Annotated in this window: 19 protein-coding genes; all 19 read left to right on the plus strand. The window is 61.4% G+C overall.

The annotated features are described in order from the left end of the window. The first annotated feature begins 122 nt into the window (after positions 1 to 122). On the plus strand, positions 123 to 3,848 hold the full coding sequence (locus ACE3O2_RS08415) for a nitrate reductase subunit alpha (protein WP_374336519.1): 3,726 nt from the start codon (positions 123 to 125) through the stop codon (positions 3,846 to 3,848). A 2-nt stretch (positions 3,849 to 3,850) separates the two neighbouring features. After that, positions 3,851 to 5,416, plus strand: a complete 1,566-nt coding sequence (narH, locus tag ACE3O2_RS08420; RefSeq protein WP_374336521.1) for a nitrate reductase subunit beta — start codon at positions 3,851 to 3,853, stop codon at positions 5,414 to 5,416. A 20-nt stretch (positions 5,417 to 5,436) separates the two neighbouring features. After that, the gene (narJ, locus tag ACE3O2_RS08425) at positions 5,437 to 6,081 is read left to right on the plus strand and encodes a nitrate reductase molybdenum cofactor assembly chaperone (RefSeq protein WP_374336523.1); all 645 of its coding nucleotides are present in this window, start codon (positions 5,437 to 5,439) and stop codon (positions 6,079 to 6,081) included. A 15-nt stretch (positions 6,082 to 6,096) separates the two neighbouring features. Continuing rightward, on the plus strand, positions 6,097 to 6,780 hold the full coding sequence (gene narI, locus ACE3O2_RS08430; protein ID WP_168875338.1) for a respiratory nitrate reductase subunit gamma: 684 nt from the start codon (positions 6,097 to 6,099) through the stop codon (positions 6,778 to 6,780). A 24-nt stretch (positions 6,781 to 6,804) separates the two neighbouring features. Next, positions 6,805 to 7,563 (plus strand): type IV pili methyl-accepting chemotaxis transducer N-terminal domain-containing protein, encoded by a 759-nt coding sequence (locus tag ACE3O2_RS08435; RefSeq protein WP_374336525.1) that lies wholly within the window; start codon positions 6,805 to 6,807, stop codon positions 7,561 to 7,563. Between the two features lie 28 nt (positions 7,564 to 7,591). After that, positions 7,592 to 8,335: a peptidylprolyl isomerase gene (locus tag ACE3O2_RS08440; protein ID WP_374336527.1), complete on the plus strand. Its 744-nt coding sequence runs from the start codon at positions 7,592 to 7,594 to the stop codon at positions 8,333 to 8,335. 3 nt (positions 8,336 to 8,338) lie between these two features. After that, entirely contained in the window at positions 8,339 to 9,442 is a 1,104-nt protein-coding gene (locus ACE3O2_RS08445; RefSeq protein ID WP_374336529.1) for a CBS domain-containing protein, read from the plus strand. Positions 9,443 to 9,484: 42 nt separating this feature from the next. Beyond that, the gene (moaA, locus tag ACE3O2_RS08450; protein ID WP_374336531.1) at positions 9,485 to 10,507 is read left to right on the plus strand and encodes a GTP 3',8-cyclase MoaA; all 1,023 of its coding nucleotides are present in this window, start codon (positions 9,485 to 9,487) and stop codon (positions 10,505 to 10,507) included. Between the two features lie 2 nt (positions 10,508 to 10,509). Then, entirely contained in the window at positions 10,510 to 11,169 is a 660-nt protein-coding gene (locus ACE3O2_RS08455; protein ID WP_374336533.1) for a carbonic anhydrase, read from the plus strand. A gap of 16 nt (positions 11,170 to 11,185) precedes the next feature. Beyond that, the gene (locus ACE3O2_RS08460) at positions 11,186 to 13,162 is read left to right on the plus strand and encodes a type IV pili methyl-accepting chemotaxis transducer N-terminal domain-containing protein (RefSeq protein ID WP_374336535.1); all 1,977 of its coding nucleotides are present in this window, start codon (positions 11,186 to 11,188) and stop codon (positions 13,160 to 13,162) included. Positions 13,163 to 13,173: 11 nt separating this feature from the next. After that, positions 13,174 to 13,857 (plus strand): response regulator transcription factor, encoded by a 684-nt coding sequence (locus ACE3O2_RS08465; RefSeq protein WP_240947018.1) that lies wholly within the window; start codon positions 13,174 to 13,176, stop codon positions 13,855 to 13,857. 74 nt (positions 13,858 to 13,931) lie between these two features. Then, positions 13,932 to 14,948 (plus strand): peptidase U32 family protein, encoded by a 1,017-nt coding sequence (locus ACE3O2_RS08470; protein ID WP_374336538.1) that lies wholly within the window; start codon positions 13,932 to 13,934, stop codon positions 14,946 to 14,948. Next, positions 14,939 to 15,826 (plus strand): U32 family peptidase, encoded by an 888-nt coding sequence (locus tag ACE3O2_RS08475; protein WP_374336540.1) that lies wholly within the window; start codon positions 14,939 to 14,941, stop codon positions 15,824 to 15,826. Before ACE3O2_RS08470 ends, ACE3O2_RS08475 begins: the two co-directional genes overlap by 10 nt. Then, entirely contained in the window at positions 15,823 to 16,245 is a 423-nt protein-coding gene (locus tag ACE3O2_RS08480) for an SCP2 domain-containing protein (RefSeq protein WP_374336542.1), read from the plus strand. The genes ACE3O2_RS08475 and ACE3O2_RS08480 overlap by 4 nt, the downstream gene beginning before the upstream one ends. 3 nt (positions 16,246 to 16,248) lie before the next feature. Next, positions 16,249 to 16,632, plus strand: coding sequence for a putative zinc-binding protein (locus tag ACE3O2_RS08485; RefSeq protein ID WP_374336544.1), 384 nt, complete (start codon positions 16,249 to 16,251; stop codon positions 16,630 to 16,632). A gap of 58 nt (positions 16,633 to 16,690) precedes the next feature. Then, positions 16,691 to 17,890, plus strand: a complete 1,200-nt coding sequence (locus ACE3O2_RS08490; protein WP_374336546.1) for an NnrS family protein — start codon at positions 16,691 to 16,693, stop codon at positions 17,888 to 17,890. Positions 17,891 to 17,998: 108 nt separating this feature from the next. Beyond that, entirely contained in the window at positions 17,999 to 20,014 is a 2,016-nt protein-coding gene (locus ACE3O2_RS08495) for a ribonucleoside triphosphate reductase (protein WP_374336548.1), read from the plus strand. A 19-nt stretch (positions 20,015 to 20,033) separates the two neighbouring features. After that, positions 20,034 to 20,204 carry an anaerobic ribonucleoside-triphosphate reductase gene (gene nrdD / locus ACE3O2_RS08500; RefSeq protein ID WP_374336550.1) on the plus strand — a complete coding sequence of 57 codons (171 nt, stop codon included), beginning with the start codon at positions 20,034 to 20,036 and terminating at the stop codon, positions 20,202 to 20,204. Next, entirely contained in the window at positions 20,185 to 20,931 is a 747-nt protein-coding gene (locus tag ACE3O2_RS08505; protein ID WP_374336552.1) for an anaerobic ribonucleoside-triphosphate reductase activating protein, read from the plus strand. Before nrdD ends, ACE3O2_RS08505 begins: the two co-directional genes overlap by 20 nt. Positions 20,932 to 20,994 lie beyond the last annotated feature (63 nt).

Consider the following 20,994-nt stretch of genomic DNA (forward strand, 5'->3'; position numbering starts at 1 on the left):
CCGGAAGAACTAGTCCTTGTGCAGCCCACCTCCCCGCCAACCGATGAATGGTCAGCGCACGCGTCAACAGCGACACTGACAGCATCACCCCGGCTGCGCCGGACCCACACTGGAGAAGCACGATGAGCCACTTTCTGGACCGCTTGAAGTTCATGACACGGGTCAAATCGACCTTTGCCGATGGACACGGGGCGGTGGTCGATGAAGACCGCCAATGGGAAAACGCCTACCGTAGCCGCTGGCAGCACGACAAAACCGTGCGCTCGACCCACGGCGTCAACTGTACCGGTTCCTGCAGCTGGAAAATCTACGTCAAGAACGGCCTGATCACCTGGGAAACCCAGCAGACCGATTACCCGCGTACCCGCCCTGACCTCCCCAATCACGAACCGCGCGGCTGTCCACGCGGTGCCTCGTACAGCTGGTATGTGTACTCGGCACAGCGGGTGAAGTACCCGATGATCCGTGGTCGCCTGATGGAGATGTGGCGTGAAGCCCGCAAGACCATGGACCCGATTGCTGCCTGGGAATCCATCAGTCAGGACCCGGAAAAGGCGCGGCGCTACAAGAGCGTGCGCGGTCAGGGTGGCTTCGTGCGGGCCGACTGGGATACCGCAACCGAGATCATCGCCGCCGCCAATGCCTTGACCATCCAGAAATACGGCCCGGACCGCATCATCGGCTTCTCGCCGATTCCGGCCATGTCGATGGTGTCCTACGCCGCCGGAGCCCGTTACCTCAGCCTGCTGGGCGGAGCCTGCCTCAGCTTCTATGACTGGTATTGCGACCTGCCACCGGCCAGTCCGCAAATCTGGGGTGAACAGACCGATGTGCCGGAATCCGCCGACTGGTACAACTCCACCTACCTGATGGTATGGGGCTCCAATGTGCCGATGACCCGCACGCCGGATGCCCACTTCTACACCGAAGTCCGCTACAAGGGCACCAAGACGGTGGCGGTATCGAGCGACTTTGGCGAAATGGCCAAGTTCGGCGACATCTGGCTGGCACCGAAGCAAGGCACCGATGCCGCGCTGGCACTGGCCATGGGCCATGTGGTGATGACCGAGTTCCACCACGGTGGCAAGTCAGACTACTTCCGCGACTACGTCAAGCAATACACCGACATGCCGATGCTGGTGCAACTGCGCGAACACAACGGCAGTCTGGTACCGGACCATTTCCTGCGTGCCTCGCAGCTGGCGGGTAATCACGGCGAAGCCAATAATCCAGACTGGAAAACCCTGCTGATCGACGCCGACAGTGGCGAACTGGTGGTGCCCAACGGCACGGTCGGTTTCCGCTGGGGCGAGGACAAGGCAGATACCGGCAAGACCGGACGCTGGAACCTGGAAATGAAGGACGGCGGCAGCGGTCGCCCGGTCAATCCCGTGCTGAGCCTGCTGGGCCAGTGCGACGAAGTGACAGGCGTCGGCTTCGCCTGCTTTGGCCGCGATGAAGACAGCCTGCTGGAACGGCAAGTGCCAGTGAAGCGGCTGACTCTGGCCGATGGCCGCACCGTACGTGTAGCCACCGTGTATGACCTGCAAATGGCCAACTATGGTGTCGACCGTGGTCTGGGTGGTGACAATGTGGCCAGCAGCTATGATGCCGATGTGCCCTACACCCCGGCCTGGCAGGAGCAACATACCGGCGTGAAGCGTGAGCTGGTGATCCAGGTGGCGCGCGAGTTCGCCCAGAATGCCCATGACACCCGTGGCAAGAGCATGGTGATTGTCGGGGCGGCGCTGAACCACTGGTACCACATGGACATGACCTATCGCGGCATCATCAACCTGCTGATGATGTGCGGTTGCGTCGGTCAGAGTGGTGGCGGCTGGGCACATTATGTGGGGCAGGAAAAGCTGCGTCCGCAGTTCGGCTGGGCACCGTTGGCCTTTGCGCTGGACTGGCAACGTCCGCCGCGCCAAATGAACGGCACCAGCTTTTTCTATGCCCACACCAGCCAATGGCGGCATGAAAAGCTGCATCTGGACGAGATTCTCGGACCGGCAGCCGACCGTGCCCGCTATGGCCACCTGAGCCTGATCGACCTCAACGCCAAGTCGGAGCGCCTGGGCTGGCTGCCATCCGCCCCGCAGCTGCAAACCAACCCGCTGGACCTCACGGCAGCAGCAGAAGCCGCAGGCAAGGACCCGATTGCCTACGCGGTTGAGCAGCTCAAGCAAGGCGAGCTGCACATGAGCTGTGACGATCCGGATAACCCGGCCAATTTCCCGCGCAATATGTTTGTCTGGCGCTCAAACATCCTTGGCAGCTCCGGCAAGGGCCATGAGTATTTCCTCAAGTACCTGCTGGGTACCCAGAACGCGCTGTTTGACGACGAGCGAGATGCCATCCGTCCTGGCGAGGTCACCTTCCGCGAACAAGCGGCCGAAGGCAAGCTGGACCTGCTGACGGTGCTGGACTTCCGCATGAGTACCACCTGCCTGTATGGCGACATCGTACTGCCGACCGCCACCTGGTACGAAAAGGACGACCTCAACACCTCGGACATGCACCCCTTCATCCACCCCTTGAGTGAAGCGGTGCAGCCGCTGTGGGAAAGCAAGACCGACTGGGAAATCTACAAGCTGCTGGCGAAGAAGTTTACCGACATCGGTGGCCCCTACCTCGGCACCCGCAAAGACTTGGTACTGACCCCGCTGATGCACGACACCCCGGGCGAACTGGGCCAGCCGCTGGAGCCGAAGGATTGGAAGCATGGTGAATGTGACCTGATTCCCGGCAAAACTGCGCCGACCATGACGGTGGTCGAGCGTAACTACAACGACATCTACAAGAAGTTCACCTCAGTCGGGCCGTTGCTGGACAAGCTGGGCAATGGTGGCAAGGGCATCAACTGGAACACCGAGCATGAGGTGCATGAGCTGGCTGGCCTCACCCGTACGGTCAGCGAGCCGGGCGTCAGCCAGGGTCGCCCACGGCTGGAAACGGCAATTGATGCCGCCGAAATGATCCTGACCTTTGCGCCGGAAACCAACGGCCATGTGGCGGTGAAAGCCTGGCAGGCGCTCTCAAAGGTGACGGGCCGCGACCACAGCCACCTGGCAGTAGGTCGCGAGCACGACAAGATCCGCTTCCGTGATGTCCAGGCGCAGCCGCGCAAAATCATCTCAGCACCCACCTGGTCCGGGCTGGAAAGCGAAGAGGTCAGCTACAACGCGGGTTATACCAATGTGCATGAGCTGATCCCCTGGCGCACGCTGACCGGCCGCCAGCAGTTCTATCAGGATCACCGCTGGATGCTGGACTTTGGCGAAGGCTTCTGCGTGTACAAGCCCGCCATCGACACCAAGACGGTGCAGCCGATGCTGGGGCGCAAGCCGAACGGCAACCATGAGCTGGTGCTGAACTGGATTACCCCGCACCAGAAATGGGGCATCCACAGTACCTACTCCGACAACCTGCGCATGCTCACCCTGTCACGCGGGGGCCCGCATGTGTGGATCTCGGAGCAGGAAGCACAGCAGGCCGGTATCCAGGACAACGACTGGGTAGAAGTATTCAACAGCAACGGCACCTTGACCGCGCGGGTGGTGGTGTCACAGCGGGTGCCAGTGGGCATGTGCCTGATGTACCACGCCCAGGAAAAGATCGTGAACGTACCGGGGGCGGAAACCAGCGGCAAGCGCGGGGGGATTCACAACTCGGTGACGCGCACCGTGCTGAAGCCCACCCACATGATCGGTGGCTATGCCCAGCAGGCATACGGGTTCAACTACTACGGCACAGTGGGCAGCAACCGCGATGAATTCGTGGTGCTGCGCAAGATGAAGCAGGTAGCGTGGCTGGAAGGCCCGCGCACGGAAGAAGAAGGAGTCTGAACATGAAAATTCGTGCACAGGTCGGCATGGTGCTGAACCTCGACAAATGCATCGGCTGCCATACCTGCTCGGTCACCTGCAAGAACGTGTGGACCAGCCGCGACGGGGTGGAATACGCTTGGTTCAACAATGTGGAAACCAAGCCCGGTATCGGCTACCCGAAGGAGTGGGAAAACCAGCAGAAATGGCAAGGCGGCTGGCAACGCACCGCCAGTGGCAAGCTGGAGCCGCGTCAGGGCGGCAAGCTGAAGATTCTGGCCAATCTGTTTGCCAACCCGAATCTGCCAGCCATTGACGACTACTACGAGCCCTTCACCTACGACTACGAGCACCTGCAGAAGGCCCCGCTCAGCCAGACCCCGCCCACCGCACGCCCGGTGTCGGTGATCACCGGCAAGAAGATGGAAAAGATCGAATGGGGCCCGAACTGGGAAGACGATCTCGGCGGCGAATTCAGCTCGCGCAGTCGTGATGCCCTGTTTGAAGGGGTGCAGAAGGAGATGTATTCGACCTTCGAAAACACCTTCATGATGTACCTGCCGCGCCTGTGCGAGCACTGCCTGAACCCGGCCTGTGTCGCCGCCTGCCCGTCCGGCTCCATCTACAAGCGCGAGGACGACGGCATTGTGCTGGTGGACCAGGACAAGTGCCGTGGCTGGCGCATGTGCATCTCCGGTTGCCCGTACAAGAAGATCTATTACAACTGGCAAAGCGGCAAGGCCGAAAAATGTACCTTCTGCTTCCCGCGACTGGAAGCGGGTCAGCCTACCGTCTGTTCAGAAACCTGTGTCGGGCGCATCCGCTATCTGGGTGTCCTGCTGTACGACGCCGACCTGATCGAGCAAGCGGCCGCTACCGCCAACGAGCAGGACTTGTACGAAGCCCAGCTCAAGTGTTTCCTTGACCCGAACTCGCAAGCGGTGATCGACGCCGCCCGTGAACAGGGTATTCCGGAAAGCTGGCTGGAAGCCGCCCGCAACTCGCCGGTCTACAAGATGGCGATGGAGTGGAAAGTGGCCTTCCCGCTGCACCCGGAGTACCGCACGCTGCCGATGGTGTGGTACATCCCGCCCCTCTCACCGATCCAGTCTGCGTTTGAATCTGGCCAGATGCCACACACCACGCTGGGCGACAGCATCATTCCGGACGTGAAATCGCTGCGCATCCCGGTGCGCTACCTCGCCAACCTGCTCACCGCAGGCAAGGAGCAACCGGTGGTGGAGGCGCTGGAGCGGATGATCGCCATGCGTGCCTACAAGCGCTCGCAAGTGGTGCATGGCAAAGGCGACGACAGCCTGCTGCAACACACCGGCTTGAACCCCGCCATGGTGGAGGACATGTATCAGATCATGGCGATTGCCAACTATGAAGACCGCTTTGTCATCCCCAGCAGCCACAAAGAGCTGGTGGAAGACAGCTTCAATGACAAAGGCAGTTGCGGCTTCACCTTTGGCAACGGTTGCAGTGGTGGCACCTCGGAAGGTTCGCTGTTCGGCAAGAAGCCCAAAGGCAGCGTGATCTTTGTCGACATGCCGAAGTCACGCAAAAAAGCGGCGGCCGAACAATGAGCGGCGGAAAGGAGCACACCATGTCCACACTATACCGCCTGCTCTCGGCGCTGCTCAGCTACCCGGAAGCCGATTTACTGGCCGCTCAGGACGAGTTTGCCGTGGCTTTGCAGGATACCCCGGATGCCCATCAGCAGCTGACGCCGCTGCTGGACTTCATGCGACAGCACTCACTGGTGGAACTGCAGGAAAACTATGTCGCCACCTTTGACCGCAACCCGGCGCACGCCCTGCACCTGTTCGAGCATGTGCATGGCGAAAGCCGGGACCGCGGCCAGGCCATGGTCGACCTGCTGCAGGAGTACCAGCGGCATGGTGTGGAACCGGCAGGTGGCGAGCTGCCGGATCATGTGCCGCTGTTTCTGGAATTCCTCAGCCTGCTGCCCGCAGATGAGGCCGAAGCCTTGCTGGGCGACGCCATTCACGTTCTGGCCGCCATCGGTGACCGGCTGGCGCGCAATCTCAGCCCGTACGCCAGCATTTTTAGCGTACTGCGTAGCCTGACTGCGGTGGTGCCTTTGCCACAAGCCGAGCCGCCGGTACGCGACATGGATGAGGCCCTGGAGCGTTTTGGTCCGGGCGCCGATGGCGTCGAGCCTTTGCTTAAACCGGCCATCAGTGGCACGCATACCGTGCAATTTCACCCGCGCGCGGCTGCGCACTGATTAAGGGGATAGATCATGTCTTATCTGAATGCCTTTCTGTACGGCATCTACCCGTACATCGCGCTGACCATCTTCCTGCTGGGCAGCCTCATCCGCTTTGAACGCGAACAATACACCTGGAAGAGTGACAGCTCGCAGCTGCTGCACCGTGGGCAATTGCGCCTGGGCAACATCCTGTTCCATCTGGGCATCATCGGCTTGTTCTTTGGCCATCTGGTCGGCCTGCTGACCCCGGTGGCGGTGTGGGACGCACTCGGCATCAGCCACAGCTTCAAGCAAGGTGTAGCCATGACTGCCGGTGGCCTGTTCGGCAGCCTGGGGCTGGTCGGCCTGCTGATCCTGATTCACCGCCGCATGAGCGACCCGCGCCTGGCCGCCATCACCCGCACCGGTGACAAGCTGCTGCTGGTATGGATCCTGGTCACCCTCTGTCTGGGGCTAGCCACCATTGTGGAATCCGCCGGGCATATGGATGGCCACATGATGGTGCTGCTGATGACCTGGGCCCAGCACATTGTCACCTTCAAGGGCGATGCCGCTTTCTTTGTCAGCGGTGCGCCGTGGCTGTTCAAGGCCCACCTGTTCATGGGCATGAGCTTGTTCGTGCTGTTCCCGTTTACCCGGCTGGTGCACGTGTGGAGCGGCTTCGCCTCCGTGACCTATCTGGGGCGTGCGTGGCAACTGGTACGTCCCCGCTGATCAATGAAAAGGAGAAGACCTGGTATGCGCAAGCAATGGGCATGGTTGTGTGGTTTGGGCATGTGGGTGCTTAGTCTGGCTCTGTATGCCGAAACCGTATCCATGGACCTGATCAACCTGGCGGGGCGGCAGCGTATGCTCAGCCAGCGTATGGTCAAGAATTATGCCCAGCTGGGGTTGGGCGTCATTCCCCAATCGGCCCGCCAGCAAATGACGGAGGCTGAAAAGGATTTCAACCAAGCCCTGCAATTGCTGCGCAAGCTGACCGTCGCCTGGCCGGAGGCCAGCAAACAAGTGGAGCGGATGACCACCGACTGGCAGCGCGTACAACCCATGCTGACGGTCACGCCAAGCGCGGCCAACGCGCTGCAACTGGATGAGCGGGTGGAGCTGCTGCTGGGTGATGCGCAGACCTTGACCGTGCAGTTGCAAGACCTGAGTGGCCAGTCAACCGGGAAATGGGTCAACCTGTCCGGGCGGACTCGCATGTTGTCTCAGCGCCTGGCCAAGAACGCCTTGCTGCGGCAGTGGGGCATTCAAAGCCCAGCACGAGACAGCGCCATGCAGCAGACACGCAAGGAGATTCAACAAGCGCTGGAAAGCTTGCAAGCCGCGCCGGTCAATACGGATGCCATCCGTCGGCAATTGCAGATGGCGCAGCAGCAATGGTTCTTTTTTGATGCCGCCCTCAAGACCGGCAATGCCGAGCACATCGCTACTACCAGTGAGCGACTGGTGGAAGTCATGGAAAACTGCACCCAACTTTACGCTGCCCTGAAATAAGGTGCAGTCCTGACCGGAGTGAAACAGTATGCCGATCTGTGTAAACCAGCATGAACTGACGGATGACGACGTGGCGAGGGAGATCGTCAACCATCAGCAACACCCCAATCCGACGCGGGCCGCCACTGAATCGCTGGTTATCCGCCATGTCCTGCTGGACGAAGCAGAGCGACTGGGGCTCCGTCAGGCGGATGATGAAGCCAGCATCGACGCCCTGCTGCAGTCGCAAGTCAACCTGCCCACGGTGGATGAAGACAGCTGCCAACGTCACTATCAGCAACACCCTGCCCGCTTTACCGTAGGGGAACGGGTGGAGGTGTCGCATATCCTGTTTCAGGTCACACCAGGGGTCAGCCTGCCTGCGCTACGCGCCCAGGCCGAAACGGTGCTGCAGCAGCTGCAGCAAACACCAGAGCGCTTCGATGAGCTGGCACAGCGCTATTCCAACTGTCCTTCCGCTGCTGTGGGTGGGCAATTGGGACAGCTGGGGCGGGGTGAATGCGTACCTGAATTCGAACGGGTAGTCTTCAATATGTCTCCCGGTTTGTTGCCTCAACTGCTGGAAAGCCGCCACGGTCTGCATATCGTCTGGCTGGCACGGCGAATCAATGGGCATCTGCTGCCCTATGCGCATGTGGCTGACCAGATCAAGGTCACCCTGCAAGCCTGGAATCAGGATATCGCCTGGCGTCAGTATGTACATCTTCTGGTCGGCAAGGCCCGTATCAGCGGTATCGAGCTGACGATGTCTGACAGCCCGTTGGTGCAATAAGTCATGCGCGGGCTGCGCTCAGGTTTGCCGATGCCTGGCTGGGCCGCACAATGCCGTGCCTTCATGCTGGTCGCGCTGGCGCTGTGCGGAACAGCATGGCTGGCACAGCATTGGCCCAGTATTCATCTGTTACCTGCCCTCGGGGCTTCGTCTGTTTTGCTGGCGGCGCTGCCCGGCAGCCCGCTGTCACGCCCTTGGGCTCTGCTGGCCGGGAGCAGTATCTCTGCCTTGTTTGCCTTTGCCGTCCTGCAGGCGGGCTTGCCGCTGTACTGGTCCGCCCCGCTGGCCACAGCAGGGGCACTGCTGCTGATGTTTGCCCTGCGCTGCCTGCATCCACCCGGCGGGGCCATGGCGATATGGGTGCTGCTGCAGCCGGGTTTGACCTTGCCGACGCTGCTGGTCGCCATGTTGCCCGGGCTATTGCTGCTACTGACCCTGTCCAGCCTGCAGCGTCGCGTGTCGCCTGTTGAGCCCGCTGGCCACCGCACGGCTGACCCGCTCCCCTCGCAGCGACTGCAAGCCAGTCTGACTGAGTGGCAGCAGGCTTTAGCGCAGCAAGACCAACTACTCGATGTCGCCCCGCAACAGCTGGTCCAGCTGGCCGCCAGCCTGCAACAGCAACAACTGCAGCACACACTGGCACAGCGCACGGTGGCAGACATCATGTCCCGCGATGTGATCAGCCTTGATTCGGCGCAGGATGGCGCAATGGCCTGGCGGATGCTGCAGCAGCATCGGGTCAAGCTGCTGCCCGTGGTCAGCAACGGGCAGGTACTGGGGGTGGTTTCGCTGGTGGACCTGCTGAAACGGCTGGGTTTGCATGCCGCATCCTGGCCCTCCGCACTGGCAGAGGGAGCTCAGACCGTTTTGAGCGAACCGGTCGCCCGCTTGATGAGCCACCCCGCCCGAACAGTTCGGGCAAGCCAATCGCTCGCCGACCTGGTACCGCTCCTTTCCGACTGGGGGCTGCACCAGCTGCCGGTGGTGGATGATGCACAGCAGCTCACAGGCATGGTCACCCAGTCTGACCTGATCGCTGCGCTGGCATATGCCCTGACTCAGCCAGAAGGACTAGTCCGTCCTGCGAATGGTGAGCCCCACGCCTGACGCGCACAATGACAGCATGGTTCATTTTCCCGGAACACCGCCATGCACGATGTGCCAGCCACCGCGCAGTCTGCTACCCCGGCAGCACCCGGCCTGATCGACCCGTTTGGGCGGCAGATCACTTACCTGCGGGTGTCTGTCACTGATCGCTGTGACCTGCGTTGCACCTACTGCTTGCCCAAAGGCTTTAAAGGATTCGAGGAGCCCGCCAACTGGTTGCGTCATGATGAAATGGCCCGGCTGGTGGGCCTGTTTGTCGAGCTGGGGATCAGCAAGGTACGGTTGACGGGGGGTGAGCCACTGCTACGGCGCGGGCTGGCCGATCTGACCGGGCGGTTGTCTGCCCTGCCCGGCTTGCGTGACTTGTCGCTCTCCAGCAATGGCACCCAACTGGCGCAGCATGCCGCCGCCCTCAAGCAGGCGGGGGTACGCCGCCTGAACATCAGCCTGGATAGCCTCGACCCTGCCTGTTTTGCCCGCATCACCGGTCGAGACTGTCTGGCCTCGGTGCTGGATGGCCTCATGGCGGCCAAAGCGGTCGGGCTCACGCCGATCAAGCTCAATATGGTGGTCCAGCCCGAGGTCAATCAGCACGAAGTCGAGCGCCTGCTCACCTTTGCCTTGGCGCAGGGTTTTGTGTTGCGCTTAATTGAACCAATGCCGATCGGCGACACCGGGCGTGCCACGACCACGCTGAACCTGAGCCGCCTAGGCGCAGACCTGGCGCAGCAACATGGCCTGATGCCCCTGCTGGATGCACAGGACAGCGGCCCGGCCCGCTACTGGACGACCGGCGACAACCGCGCCTGCTTCGGGGTGATCACCCCGATGTCCCAGCACTTTTGCGAGCGTTGCAACCGGGTTCGCCTGGGGGTGGATGGCACCCTGTACCTCTGCCTGGGGCAGGAGGATCAAGTACCGCTCGGTCGCTGGTTGCGTGAGGGTGCCAGTGATGCCGAGCTGGTAGCCCGTATCCGCGCGGCCATTGCCCGCAAGCCGGAGCGGCATGATTTCCAGCAGCAGCCCGGCAAGATCATCCGCTTCATGTCACAGACGGGAGGCTGACCATGCACGATCTGGAACGTTTCATCAGTGGGTTCCAACGCTTCCAGCAACAGTACTTTGACCAACAACCCTCGGTGTACAACGAGCTGAAACAGGGACAACACCCGACTACGCTGTTGATCGGCTGCTGTGACTCGCGGGTGGACCCTGCCCTGCTGCTCGGCTGCGATCCGGGCGACATTTTTACCGTACGCAATGTGGCCAATCTGGTGCCTCCCTGCAATCACGGCATGAGCCATCAGGGGGTATCCTCCGCCATCCAGTTTGCCGTGGATCAGCTGCAGGTCAGCCGCATCATCATCCTTGGCCATGCCCAGTGTGGCGGGATCCGCGCCCTGGTCGAACAGCGCTTTCCCACAGAGGGCGAAACCGACTTCATCGGTCGCTGGGTGCACATCGCGGATTCTGCCCGGCAGCAGGTGTTCCAGCTGATGCCCGACGCAGAACCTGCCGCCCAGCGGCGCGCTTGCGAGCTGGCCGCCATTCTGGTCTCCCTGAAAAACCTGATGACCTTTCCCTGGGTCGCACAACGGGTAAACGCGGGTAGCCTGACGCTGCATGGCTGGTACTTTGACCTGGATTCCGGTGCCTTGCTGGCCTATTCCCCGCGTGCCGATGCCTTTCTGCCGCTGGTCTGCCCGCTGGTTCCCGACGATGCCTGACACCGGAGGTCTCCGCATGAGGCATAATGTCAATGTCAGCATCCCTTTAACCGACCCGCCGGATGATGCATTGCCCACCATGCCTTTTTCCGTAACCCTGCCCTCCTTGCGACAAAGACTCTCGACCCGCATCATCGTCAGCTCCATCGTGGCCTTGCTGGTGGTGCTGGGCATGGTGTGCTGGACCCTGTGGCTGTCGTGGCAGCTTGAAGGTGCTGGAGCCGCCATCAACGACACGGGCAGCCTGCGCATGCGTGCCAATCGGGTCGCCGTGGAGTTACTGCAGCGTAATCCCGAGCATGACCAGCTAACCCGTCAGGAGCTGGCCCTGCAGGCAGCAACCCTGCTACGACTGCAACAAGGCAATCCGGCCCGCCCCCTGTTCTTGCCCGCCGATGCACGCATTCGCCTGCAGATGCAACGCGTTCATCAACATTGGCAGGATTTGCACCAGGCAGCACTACACGCCCTGGCGGGTGAGCCTGCAGATACCTACCTGAAAGTTTTACCGGAATTCGTGCAAGAGGCTGATCTGCTGGTTCGCATGATCGAAGTGGACAATGCCAGTAAAACCAACTTGCTACGCCTGTCCCAAGCCATCTTGCTGGTCATCGCCAGCATCGGTACCCTGGCCATGATCTACCTGCTCTATCTGTGGATCATCTCTCCGGTTTTGCGTTTGCAGGACGGGCTGCGCCGGATGGCCACCCGTGAATTCGCGGTAAGACTTCCCGTAGAAACCCGTGACGAATTCGGCGTACTGGCGGATGGCTTCAACCAGATGGCTGACGAGCTGGAGGGCCTGTATCAGGATCTGGAAAGTCGGGTCGCCCAGAAGACTGCCCAGCTGGCGAATCAGAACCGGGAACTGGGCGCCTTGTATGACATGGCCGCTTTTCTCAATCAGCCTAGCGATATTGAAGAGATGTGCCATGGTTTCCTGCGCCGGGTCATGAGTCAGTTCTCAGCGGAGGGGGGCAGCATTCGCGTCATCGACCCACAAGCAGACAACCTTCATCTGGTGGTCTCGGAAGGCTTGTCCGAATCGCTGGAGGATTCAGAGCACTGTATGCAGCGGGACGCCTGTTTCTGTGGCGAAGCTACCCAAAAACCCGTGGTGGTAATTCGCGACTTCCGCCAATTGCCCAAGCCAGAGTTATTTCACTGCGCACGCGATGGCTTACTAAGCCTGGCGGTATTCCGGGTCATGAGCGGTGAAGAAGTGCTGGGTACCTTCTCACTGCATTTCCGTGAGCAACGCGAAGTCCTTGCCGCAGACGCCCAGCTGCTGGAAACATTAGGGCGTCATCTCGGTGTGGCACTGGACAACCGGCGCCTCAGCGCCAAAGCCCGACAACTGGCGGTAGCCGAAGAACGCAATCTGGTCGCCCAGGGCCTGCACGACAGCCTGGCGCAAGGTCTGAACTACCTCAATCTGCAGGTACAGATGCTGGAATCGGCACTGAAGGATGGCCGAGCGGAAGAGCTGCAGGAGATTGTGCCGCTGTTGCGCATGGGGGTCGATGAAAGCTATCAGGATGTGCGGGAGTTGCTGCTGAATTTCCGCAGCAAGCTGGAGCAGGGTGAATTGCAGGCTGCCGTGGTGGATACCGTGGCCCGCTTCAGACGGCAATCAGGCGTGACCGTCGCACTGGATGTCAACGATGACGAGGGTGCCCCCCTGCCACCTGAGCAGCAACTGCAAGTGCTGTTCATTCTGCAAGAAGCACTGTCGAATGTGCGAAAACATGCTCAGGCCAGCCATGTCGAGGTCACCATCCGCAATGGTCGCGACTTTGAAATGGTGATTCGTGACAATGGGCGTGGTTATCAGCCGGAAGAGGTAGCCGCCCGTGCGGAACGCCATGTCGGCCTGCACATCATGCGGGAGCGGGCCAGCCGCCTGCACGCTGAACTCAAACTGGAAGCGGCCCCCGGCGCTGGGGTCACGCTACGCCTGATCCTGCCGTGGCAGGAAAGACAGGCTGCCTGAAAGGAATGGTATTGGATACTGCCCCCATCCGTGTGTTGCTGATTGACGACCATAGTCTGTTTCGCTCCGGCGTCCGGCAGCTGTTGCAGCGTGAAGCCGATCTTCAGGTGGTTGGCGAAGCGGCTGACGGCCTGGAAGGCATCAAGCGCGCCAAGGAATTCCTGCCCGATGTGATTTTGCTGGACCTGAACATGCCGGGTCTCTCCGGGCTGGAAACCCTGCAGATTCTGGTGCAGGACCTCCCGCAATGCGCCGTAGTAATCCTCACGGTATCTGAAGAAGCCGATGAACTGGGCCAGGCCTTGCGCGATGGTGCGCGCGGCTACCTGATCAAGAATATTGATGTCGCGGCGCTAACCAGTGGCATACGCCGGGCCGCCCGTGGCGAAGCCGTGATTGCCGACAGCATGACTGCCAAACTGGTGGCACAGTTTCGCGCACAAAGCCCACAAGCGGCCACACCGCTGGCCAGCCCGCCACGCGACAAGCTAACCAGCCGCGAGCGGGAAATTGTGCAATGCCTGGCTCGAGGGGAAAGCAACAAGGAGATTGCCCGAAGGCTGGATGTGGCGGAGAGTACGGTCAAAATCCACGTTCAGAACATTCTGAAGAAACTCAACCTGAGCAGCCGGGTTCAAGTGGCGGTGTATGCCGTTGAGCATGGGCTGAATCAGGAGGGCGAGGTAGACGCCTGACATTTGCAGGCGCACAAGCATGGCCTTGACCTCAAACAAGGCCAAGGCGACCCGGCGCGGCTAGACTGGGCCGCATGGAACCTGTTCGACGCACAATGGAGCTGGTGGCCCCCGCCGGTAGCCTCGCCGCACTCAAGTCTGCCCTTCAGGCCGGCGCCGATGCCGTTTACCTCGGCCTGAAAAATGCCACCAATGCCCGCAACTTCGCCGGCCTCAACTTTACCGAAGCCGACATTGAAGCAGGTGTCACCCTGGCGCACCGCATGGGGCGCAAGGTGATGTTTGCCATCAACACCTACCCGCAGCCGGGGCAGACCGCACTCTGGCAGCAGGCCATCGACCACGCTCACGCCCTCCAGGCCGATGCGGTGATTCTGGCAGACCCCGGTTTACTGGGTTATGCACGCAAACGCTATCCAGACCTGCGCCTGCATCTGTCTGTGCAGGGCTCGGCCACCCATCTGGACAGCATCGAGCTGATGTTCGAGCAATTCGGCATTCAGCGCGTGGTACTGCCACGGGTGCTGACGCTGGCCGAGGTGGAGCGCTTGACCCGGCAAACCCGGGTGGAGATCGAAGTATTCGGCTTTGGCAGCCTGTGCGTGATGGCAGAAGGCCGCTGCATCCTGTCCAGCTTTGCCACGGGTGACTCGCCCAATAACCAGGGGGTCTGCTCGCCCGCCCATGCGGTGCGCTGGGTCGAGCAGGCGGGGCAGCTGGACGCCCGCCTCAATGGCGTGCTGATCGACCGCTACGCGCCCGGTGAACCGGCAGGTTACCCCACCCTGTGCAAAGGGCGGTTCCTGGTGGAGGACGAGCTGGATCATGCGCTGGAAGAACCCACCAGCCTGAATGCCATCAGTCTGCTGCCGCGTCTGCTGGCGATGGGGGTGGCCGCGCTGAAGATTGAAGGACGACAGCGCAGCCCTGCCTATGTCGCTCAGGTGGTATCCACCCTGCGCGCGGCGCTGGACGCTGCCGAGCGTGACCCCGCGCGCTTCTCGGTGCGCCCGGACTGGCAGGCTGCACTGGCTCGCCACGCGGAAGGCGCGCAAACCACGCAGGGGGCATTTGACCGACCATGGAAATGAACATTTCTCTGATCAGCGTGGCGCCGGTGAGCTACTACTGGCAACGCGAAGACCTGCTGCGCTTCTATGCCGATATCGCCGAATCTGCCGCACAGGTGGTGTATCTGGGGGAAGTGGTGTGTGGCCGCCGCCACCAGATGCGGCTGGACGACTGGCTGGCGCTGGCTCATACCCTGCGTGATGCAGGCAAAACCGTGGTGCTGTCCACCCAGACCTTGATCGACAGCGAGTCGGACCGGCGCGCCATGCACAAGCTGGTCGAGAAAGCACTGGCAGCACAATTTCAGGTCGAGGCCAATGATCTGGGGGCGGTGCGGGTGCTGCAAGACCAGTCTTTCATTGCGGGCCCTCATCTCAACGCTTATCACGGCGGCACGCTGTCCTGGCTGGTGGCGCTGGGAGCCAGTCGCTTTGTGGTGCCACTGGAAATGAGCGGCAGCGAGCTGCAGCGTCTGCTGGCAGAAATCCCCGCGGGTCTGCAATGCGAATTGCAGGTATGGGGGCGTCTGGCACTCGCCTTCTCCGCCCGCTGCTTTACCGCACGTCATTTCCGTTTACAGAAGGATCACTGCGAATTCCGCTGCATTGAGTATCCGGATGGCCTGCCGCTGCAAACCCGTGAACAGGGCGAATTCCTTACCCTGAATGGCATCCAGACCCAGTCTGCCCACTGCCTCGACTTGTTGGCACAAACGCAAGAGGTGCAGACATTGGGGGTGCATGTCTTGCGAGTCAACCCGATGTCGCAGGGCACGCTGGAAGCCATTGAGGCGCTCCACTCAGGGTCCCATGCCAGGCAGCCCTTACCTGCTGGGATTGGGCGCTGCAATGGTTACTGGTTTGATCGTCCCGGCATGGATTGGGTAGAAACCGCATGAATCCAGCTTTCCCAACCCCACCTGCATGGCTGAAGCAATGGCACCAACGGCTACCGGTCCGCCTCTGGTCCTGGCATGCTCTGCTCGGCCTGGAGGCCGCACGACGACTGGCTGGCCTCACCCCACCAGCCGAGCTGGAAGGTCACCGCTTTGCCATGACCGTCAGTGACTGGGGTATCCAGGTCCGCTTTTGTTGCCGTCAAGGGCGCTTCCTGTGGTGCGATGAGCCCAATACCGACTTGCAGCTGCAAGCCACGCTGGCCGACTTCTTTTGCCTGCTGCGTGGCGAAGTGGATGCCGACACCCTGTTTTTCCAGCGCCGCCTGCAGATCAGTGGCGATACCGAGCTGGGGCTGATCGTCAAAAACTGGCTGGATGCGCTGGAACGTCCTGCCTGGCTACAAGCAAACGGGGTGTAAAGCATGGCCTTGTCCGATCCCAGCCTGCCCTTGGTCTACGCCTGCTCGGGTTGTTCCAGCGTGGCGCAACTGGCCAATGATTGTGCGGTGGAGCTGGACCGGCAAGGTCAGGCCGAGATGTCCTGCATCAGCGGGGTCGGCGGCGGCGTACCGGTGCTGCTCAAGCTGGCGCGCAGCGGTCGCCCAATCCTGGCGCTGGATGGCTGTGCGCTGGCTTGCGTTCGTGCCTGTCTCCACAATGCGGGCGTCGTGCCGGATCAGCATCTGGTGTTGAACCGACTGGGTGCCAAAAAGCGCTATCATGCGGACTGCCTGGACGATGAGCGTGAGCAGGCGCGGTTCGCGGTCCAGTCCGCACTGCAACAACTGCCTGTTCAGCGCCGCTGAGAATCCCTTTTTTGAGCAGCCCGGTGCCCCTGCCGCGCTGCGGCTTTGGAGTTTCACCATGCTGGTTGACAATCCCACGCCCCCCTCCCCGCTACAAGCCGCCTGGCAGCGCTTTCAACTGGCACCACATCGCCCCTGCTTTGCTGCGGGGGTGCTGGCGGCGGTCAGCCTGGCGCTGTGGTGGTGGGCCATGCTGCAGTGGCCTCAACCCGGGCATTGGCCTGCCGTGATGGTGCATGGGCTCATGATGCCGCTCGGCGTCTTCCCGCTGTTCATGTTTGGCTTCATTTTCACCGCCGGGCCACGCTGGTTGAACGTCGATGCCGTCACCGGGCTGACACCGCTTGCGGCAGCCTACCTGGCTGGCATTGCCCTCAGCCTGCTCGGCTTTGCCTTGGGTGGACGTGCGCCCCTGCCTGGTTTATTGCTGATGGCCGGTTGCTGGTTGTGGGCGTGCTGGCGCTGGTGGCGCTGCATCCGGGCCAGTAGCGTGGCAGACCGTCGCCACGCCCAACGCCTGCTGCTGGCTTTTTGCATAGCACCGCTGACCTTGCTGGTCGCAATCACATGGATCGGCCTTGGCGATGGCCGCTGGTGGCTATTGGGCCGCTCATTGGCCTTGTGGGCTTTTCTGTTGCCGGTGTTTCTGGTGGTGTCTCACCGCATGCTGCCCTTCTTCACCCAGGCGGTGTTCCCGCAAAAGCTGGCCTGGCGTCCACCCCTGTTGCTGAACGGGTGGTTGAGTGCCAGCGGGCTGCTGGCCCTCGGCAGTGGCCTGCAATGGGCCTGGCTGGAAGCCGCTGCTGGCCTGTTGCTGGCAGCCAGTCTGGCGTATACCAGCTGGCGCTGGGGGATCGTACTCAGCCTGCAAAACCGCCTGCTGGCCATGTTGCACCTGTCTTTTGCCTGGCTGGCACCCGCGGTCCTGCTGCAGGTACTGGGTACCCTGGGGGTTGCCGTGGGCTCGGCTCCTGCCCACGCGCTCGGGCTGGGCTTTTGCGTTACCATGCTGGTGGGCTTTGTGACTCGCGTCAGCTTGGGGCACAGCGGCCAGCCCCTGCAGGCGGACCGCGGTTACTGGGCTATCTATCTGGGTCTGCATGGTGTTGCAGCACTGCGGGTGCTGGTGGCCTTGCTGGGCCTCGCACCCAGCTGGCTGCACGCAGTCTCGGCGGCCTGGTTGCTGCTGATGCTGCTGTGGGCTGCCCGTGTCTTGCCCATCTACTGGCAGGTACGGCTCGACGGAAAACCCGGCTGAACCCGGCTGGCTTGACCCCCATCAAGCAATTGCAAACCTAGTAGCCCACCCCCACCATAAACACTACATCTAGTGATAATCTGTACCCAGATTGACTGGATGGAGTGAATGATGCAAGCCCAGCATGTTGTAAAACGGGATGGCCGAGTCGTCGCGTTTGACCGGAACAAGATTGAAGCGGCACTGGCGGCAGCAGGTCAAGCCACCGGTGAGTTCACCATGCCGGAAGCCTTGCGGCTGGCAGCACAAGTGTTGGCTGCACTGGAGGGCATGCCCTGCCCCGGCATCGAAACCATCCAGAACCGGGTCGAAGATGTACTGGTTGCCGCCGGTTATTGGCCAACTGCCCGAGCTTACATCGTCTACCGTGAACAACATGCCCGCTTGCGCCTGCAAGCACGTTCGCTGGTGGATGTGGAAAGCAGCATGGTCGAGTATCTCGACCAGCGCGACTGGCGGGTCAATGCCAACGCCAATCAGGGCTATAGTCTGGGCGGGCTGATCCTCAATGTGGCTGGCAAGGTCACCGCCAATTACTGGCTGAACCACGTCTTCCCACCGGAAGCCGGACAGGCGCACCGCGAGGGTGACCTGCACATTCATGATCTGGACATGCTGAGCGGCTATTGCGCAGGCTGGTCGCTGCGGCAACTGCTGACCGAGGGCTTCAACGGGGTACCCGGCAAGGTGGAGGCTACTCCACCCAAGCATATGTCTGCCGCCATCGGTCAGATCGTCAACTTCCTCGGTACCTTGCAAAACGAGTGGGCGGGTGCGCAGGCCTTCAGCTCGTTTGATACCTATATGGCACCCTTCGTGCGGATTGACCGCATGGACTATGCGGCTGTGCGCCAGGCCATGCAGGAGCTGATCTACAACCTGAATGTGCCCAGTCGCTGGGGGACGCAAACCCCCTTCACCAACCTGACCTTCGACTGGACCTGCCCGGCAGACCTGCGCGAGCAGGTGCCCTATGTGGGCGGCCAGGAAATGCCCTTCTGCTACGGCGACCTGCAAGCCGAGATGGACATGATCAATCAGGCCTACATTGACGTGATGATGGCGGGCGATGCCAAAGGCCGGGCGTTTACCTTTCCGATTCCCACCTACAACATCACCCCGGATTTTGACTGGGACCACCCGAATACCCAGCGCCTGTTTGACATGACTGCCCGCTACGGCCTGCCCTATTTTCAGAACTTCCTTAATTCGGACCTGGAGCCGCATATGGTGCGCTCCATGTGCTGCCGCCTGCAGCTGGACCTGCGGGAGTTGCTCAAGCGTGGGAATGGCTTGTTTGGCTCCGCCGAGCAAACGGGCTCGGTCGGGGTGGTAACGATCAACTGTGCCCGGCTGGGTTACTTGTTTGCCGGAGATGAGCCAGGGCTGCTGGCACGGCTGGATCAGTTGCTGGACATCGGTGCCACCGTACTGGAGATCCGCCGCAAGCAGGTGCAGCGCTACATGGATCAAGGTCTGTATCCGTACACCAAGCGCTATCTGGGCACCCTGCGCAATCACTTCTCCACGCTGGGCGTGAACGGCATCAATGAGATGGTCCGCAACTTCAGCCGCGACCAGTTTGACCTGACACAGGATGAGGGCCATGCCTTGGCCTTGCGCCTGCTCGACCATATCCGGACGCGCATCGCCCAGTATCAGGAGCAGACCGGCCATCTCTACAATCTGGAGGCCACCCCCGCTGAAGGCACCACGTACCGCTTTGCCAAAGAAGACCGTAAACGCTGGCCGGACATCCTGCAAGCAGGCACCCCTGAGCAGCCGTACTACACCAACTCCAGCCAGCTACCGGTAGGCTATACCGATGATCCATTCGAGGCGCTTGAGTTGCAAGAGGCACTGCAATCCCGCTATACCGGCGGCACCGTACTGCACCTGTACATGAATGAAGCGGTATCCAGCGCAGAGGCATGCAAGCAGCTGGTACGGCGCGCGCTGTCCCGATTCCGCCTGCCCTATATTACGGTCACGCCAACTTTCTCGATCTGCCCGACCCATGGCTACCTGTCCGGTCGGCACGAGTTCTGCCCGAAATGTGACGACGCACTGCTGGCTACCCAAGCGGGTTGTTGCAGCGATCACGCCACCGTTCCCCTAGCCTGACCTCAAAGGAGTATCCACCATGACTGTCACCACCCCAGCTGCTCAAACCAAACTGAATGATGCCCAGCGCACCCGCTGCGAAATCTGGACCCGTGTGATGGGCTACCACCGCCCGGTCAGCTCTTTCAATACCGGCAAGCAGGGTGAGTTCAACCAACGCCGCTTCTTCCATGAACCCGCCAGCCGCTGAAGCCCAGCCTGTGCGCCTGCACCTGCAGCCGGCCAGCCCGGCGGCAGGGCAGCCCGCACTGGCCGGGATCACCCCCTTTTCCAGCGTGGACTGGCCGGGGAGACTGGTGGCAGTCCTCTTCATCGGCGGCTGCCCTTGGCGCTGCGGCTACTGCCATAATCCCCACCTGCAAGCCCGCTATCGGCAGTACCACTGGCCAGACGTGCAGCGCTGGCTGATCAGTCGGCAGGGTTTGCTGGATGGGACTGTGTTCTCAGGCGGGGAGCCGCTCAGTGAGCCGCAACTCCCCGCCATGCTCTCCCAGGCCCGGCAGCTGGGGTTTGCTACCGCATTGCACACAGCCGGCATGTACCCGCAGCGACTCGCCAGTGTGCTGCCCATGCTGGACTGGGTGGGGCTGGATATCAAAACCCGCCCGCAGGATTACGATAGCCTGACCGGACGGGTGCACAGTGCGACGCCAGTCTGGCGTAGCCTGGACTTGCTGCTGGCCTCAAAGGTGACCTTTGAGTGCCGTACCAGCTGGCAAGCATCGCTGTTACCCGAGGCGGAACTGCTGAGCCTGGCCAGCACACTCTCTGCCAAAGGCGTGCACCACTATGCGGTACAGCAATTACGCGACGCCTACGGGCAAGAGCAGGGCCCGCCGCTATCCGCGGCAGTACAGCAACAACTCACCACACTATTCCCGCGCTTTGACTACCGACAAGCAAACCACAAGAACTAGCTCTTGCGGCGAATGTTCAGGCAAGAAAGCGAACGCTATCCTGCACACACATTGCAGGAGGAG

The organism is Leeia sp. (genome assembly GCF_041909055.1).
Classification (GTDB): Bacteria; Pseudomonadota; Gammaproteobacteria; order Burkholderiales; family Leeiaceae; genus Leeia; species Leeia aquatica.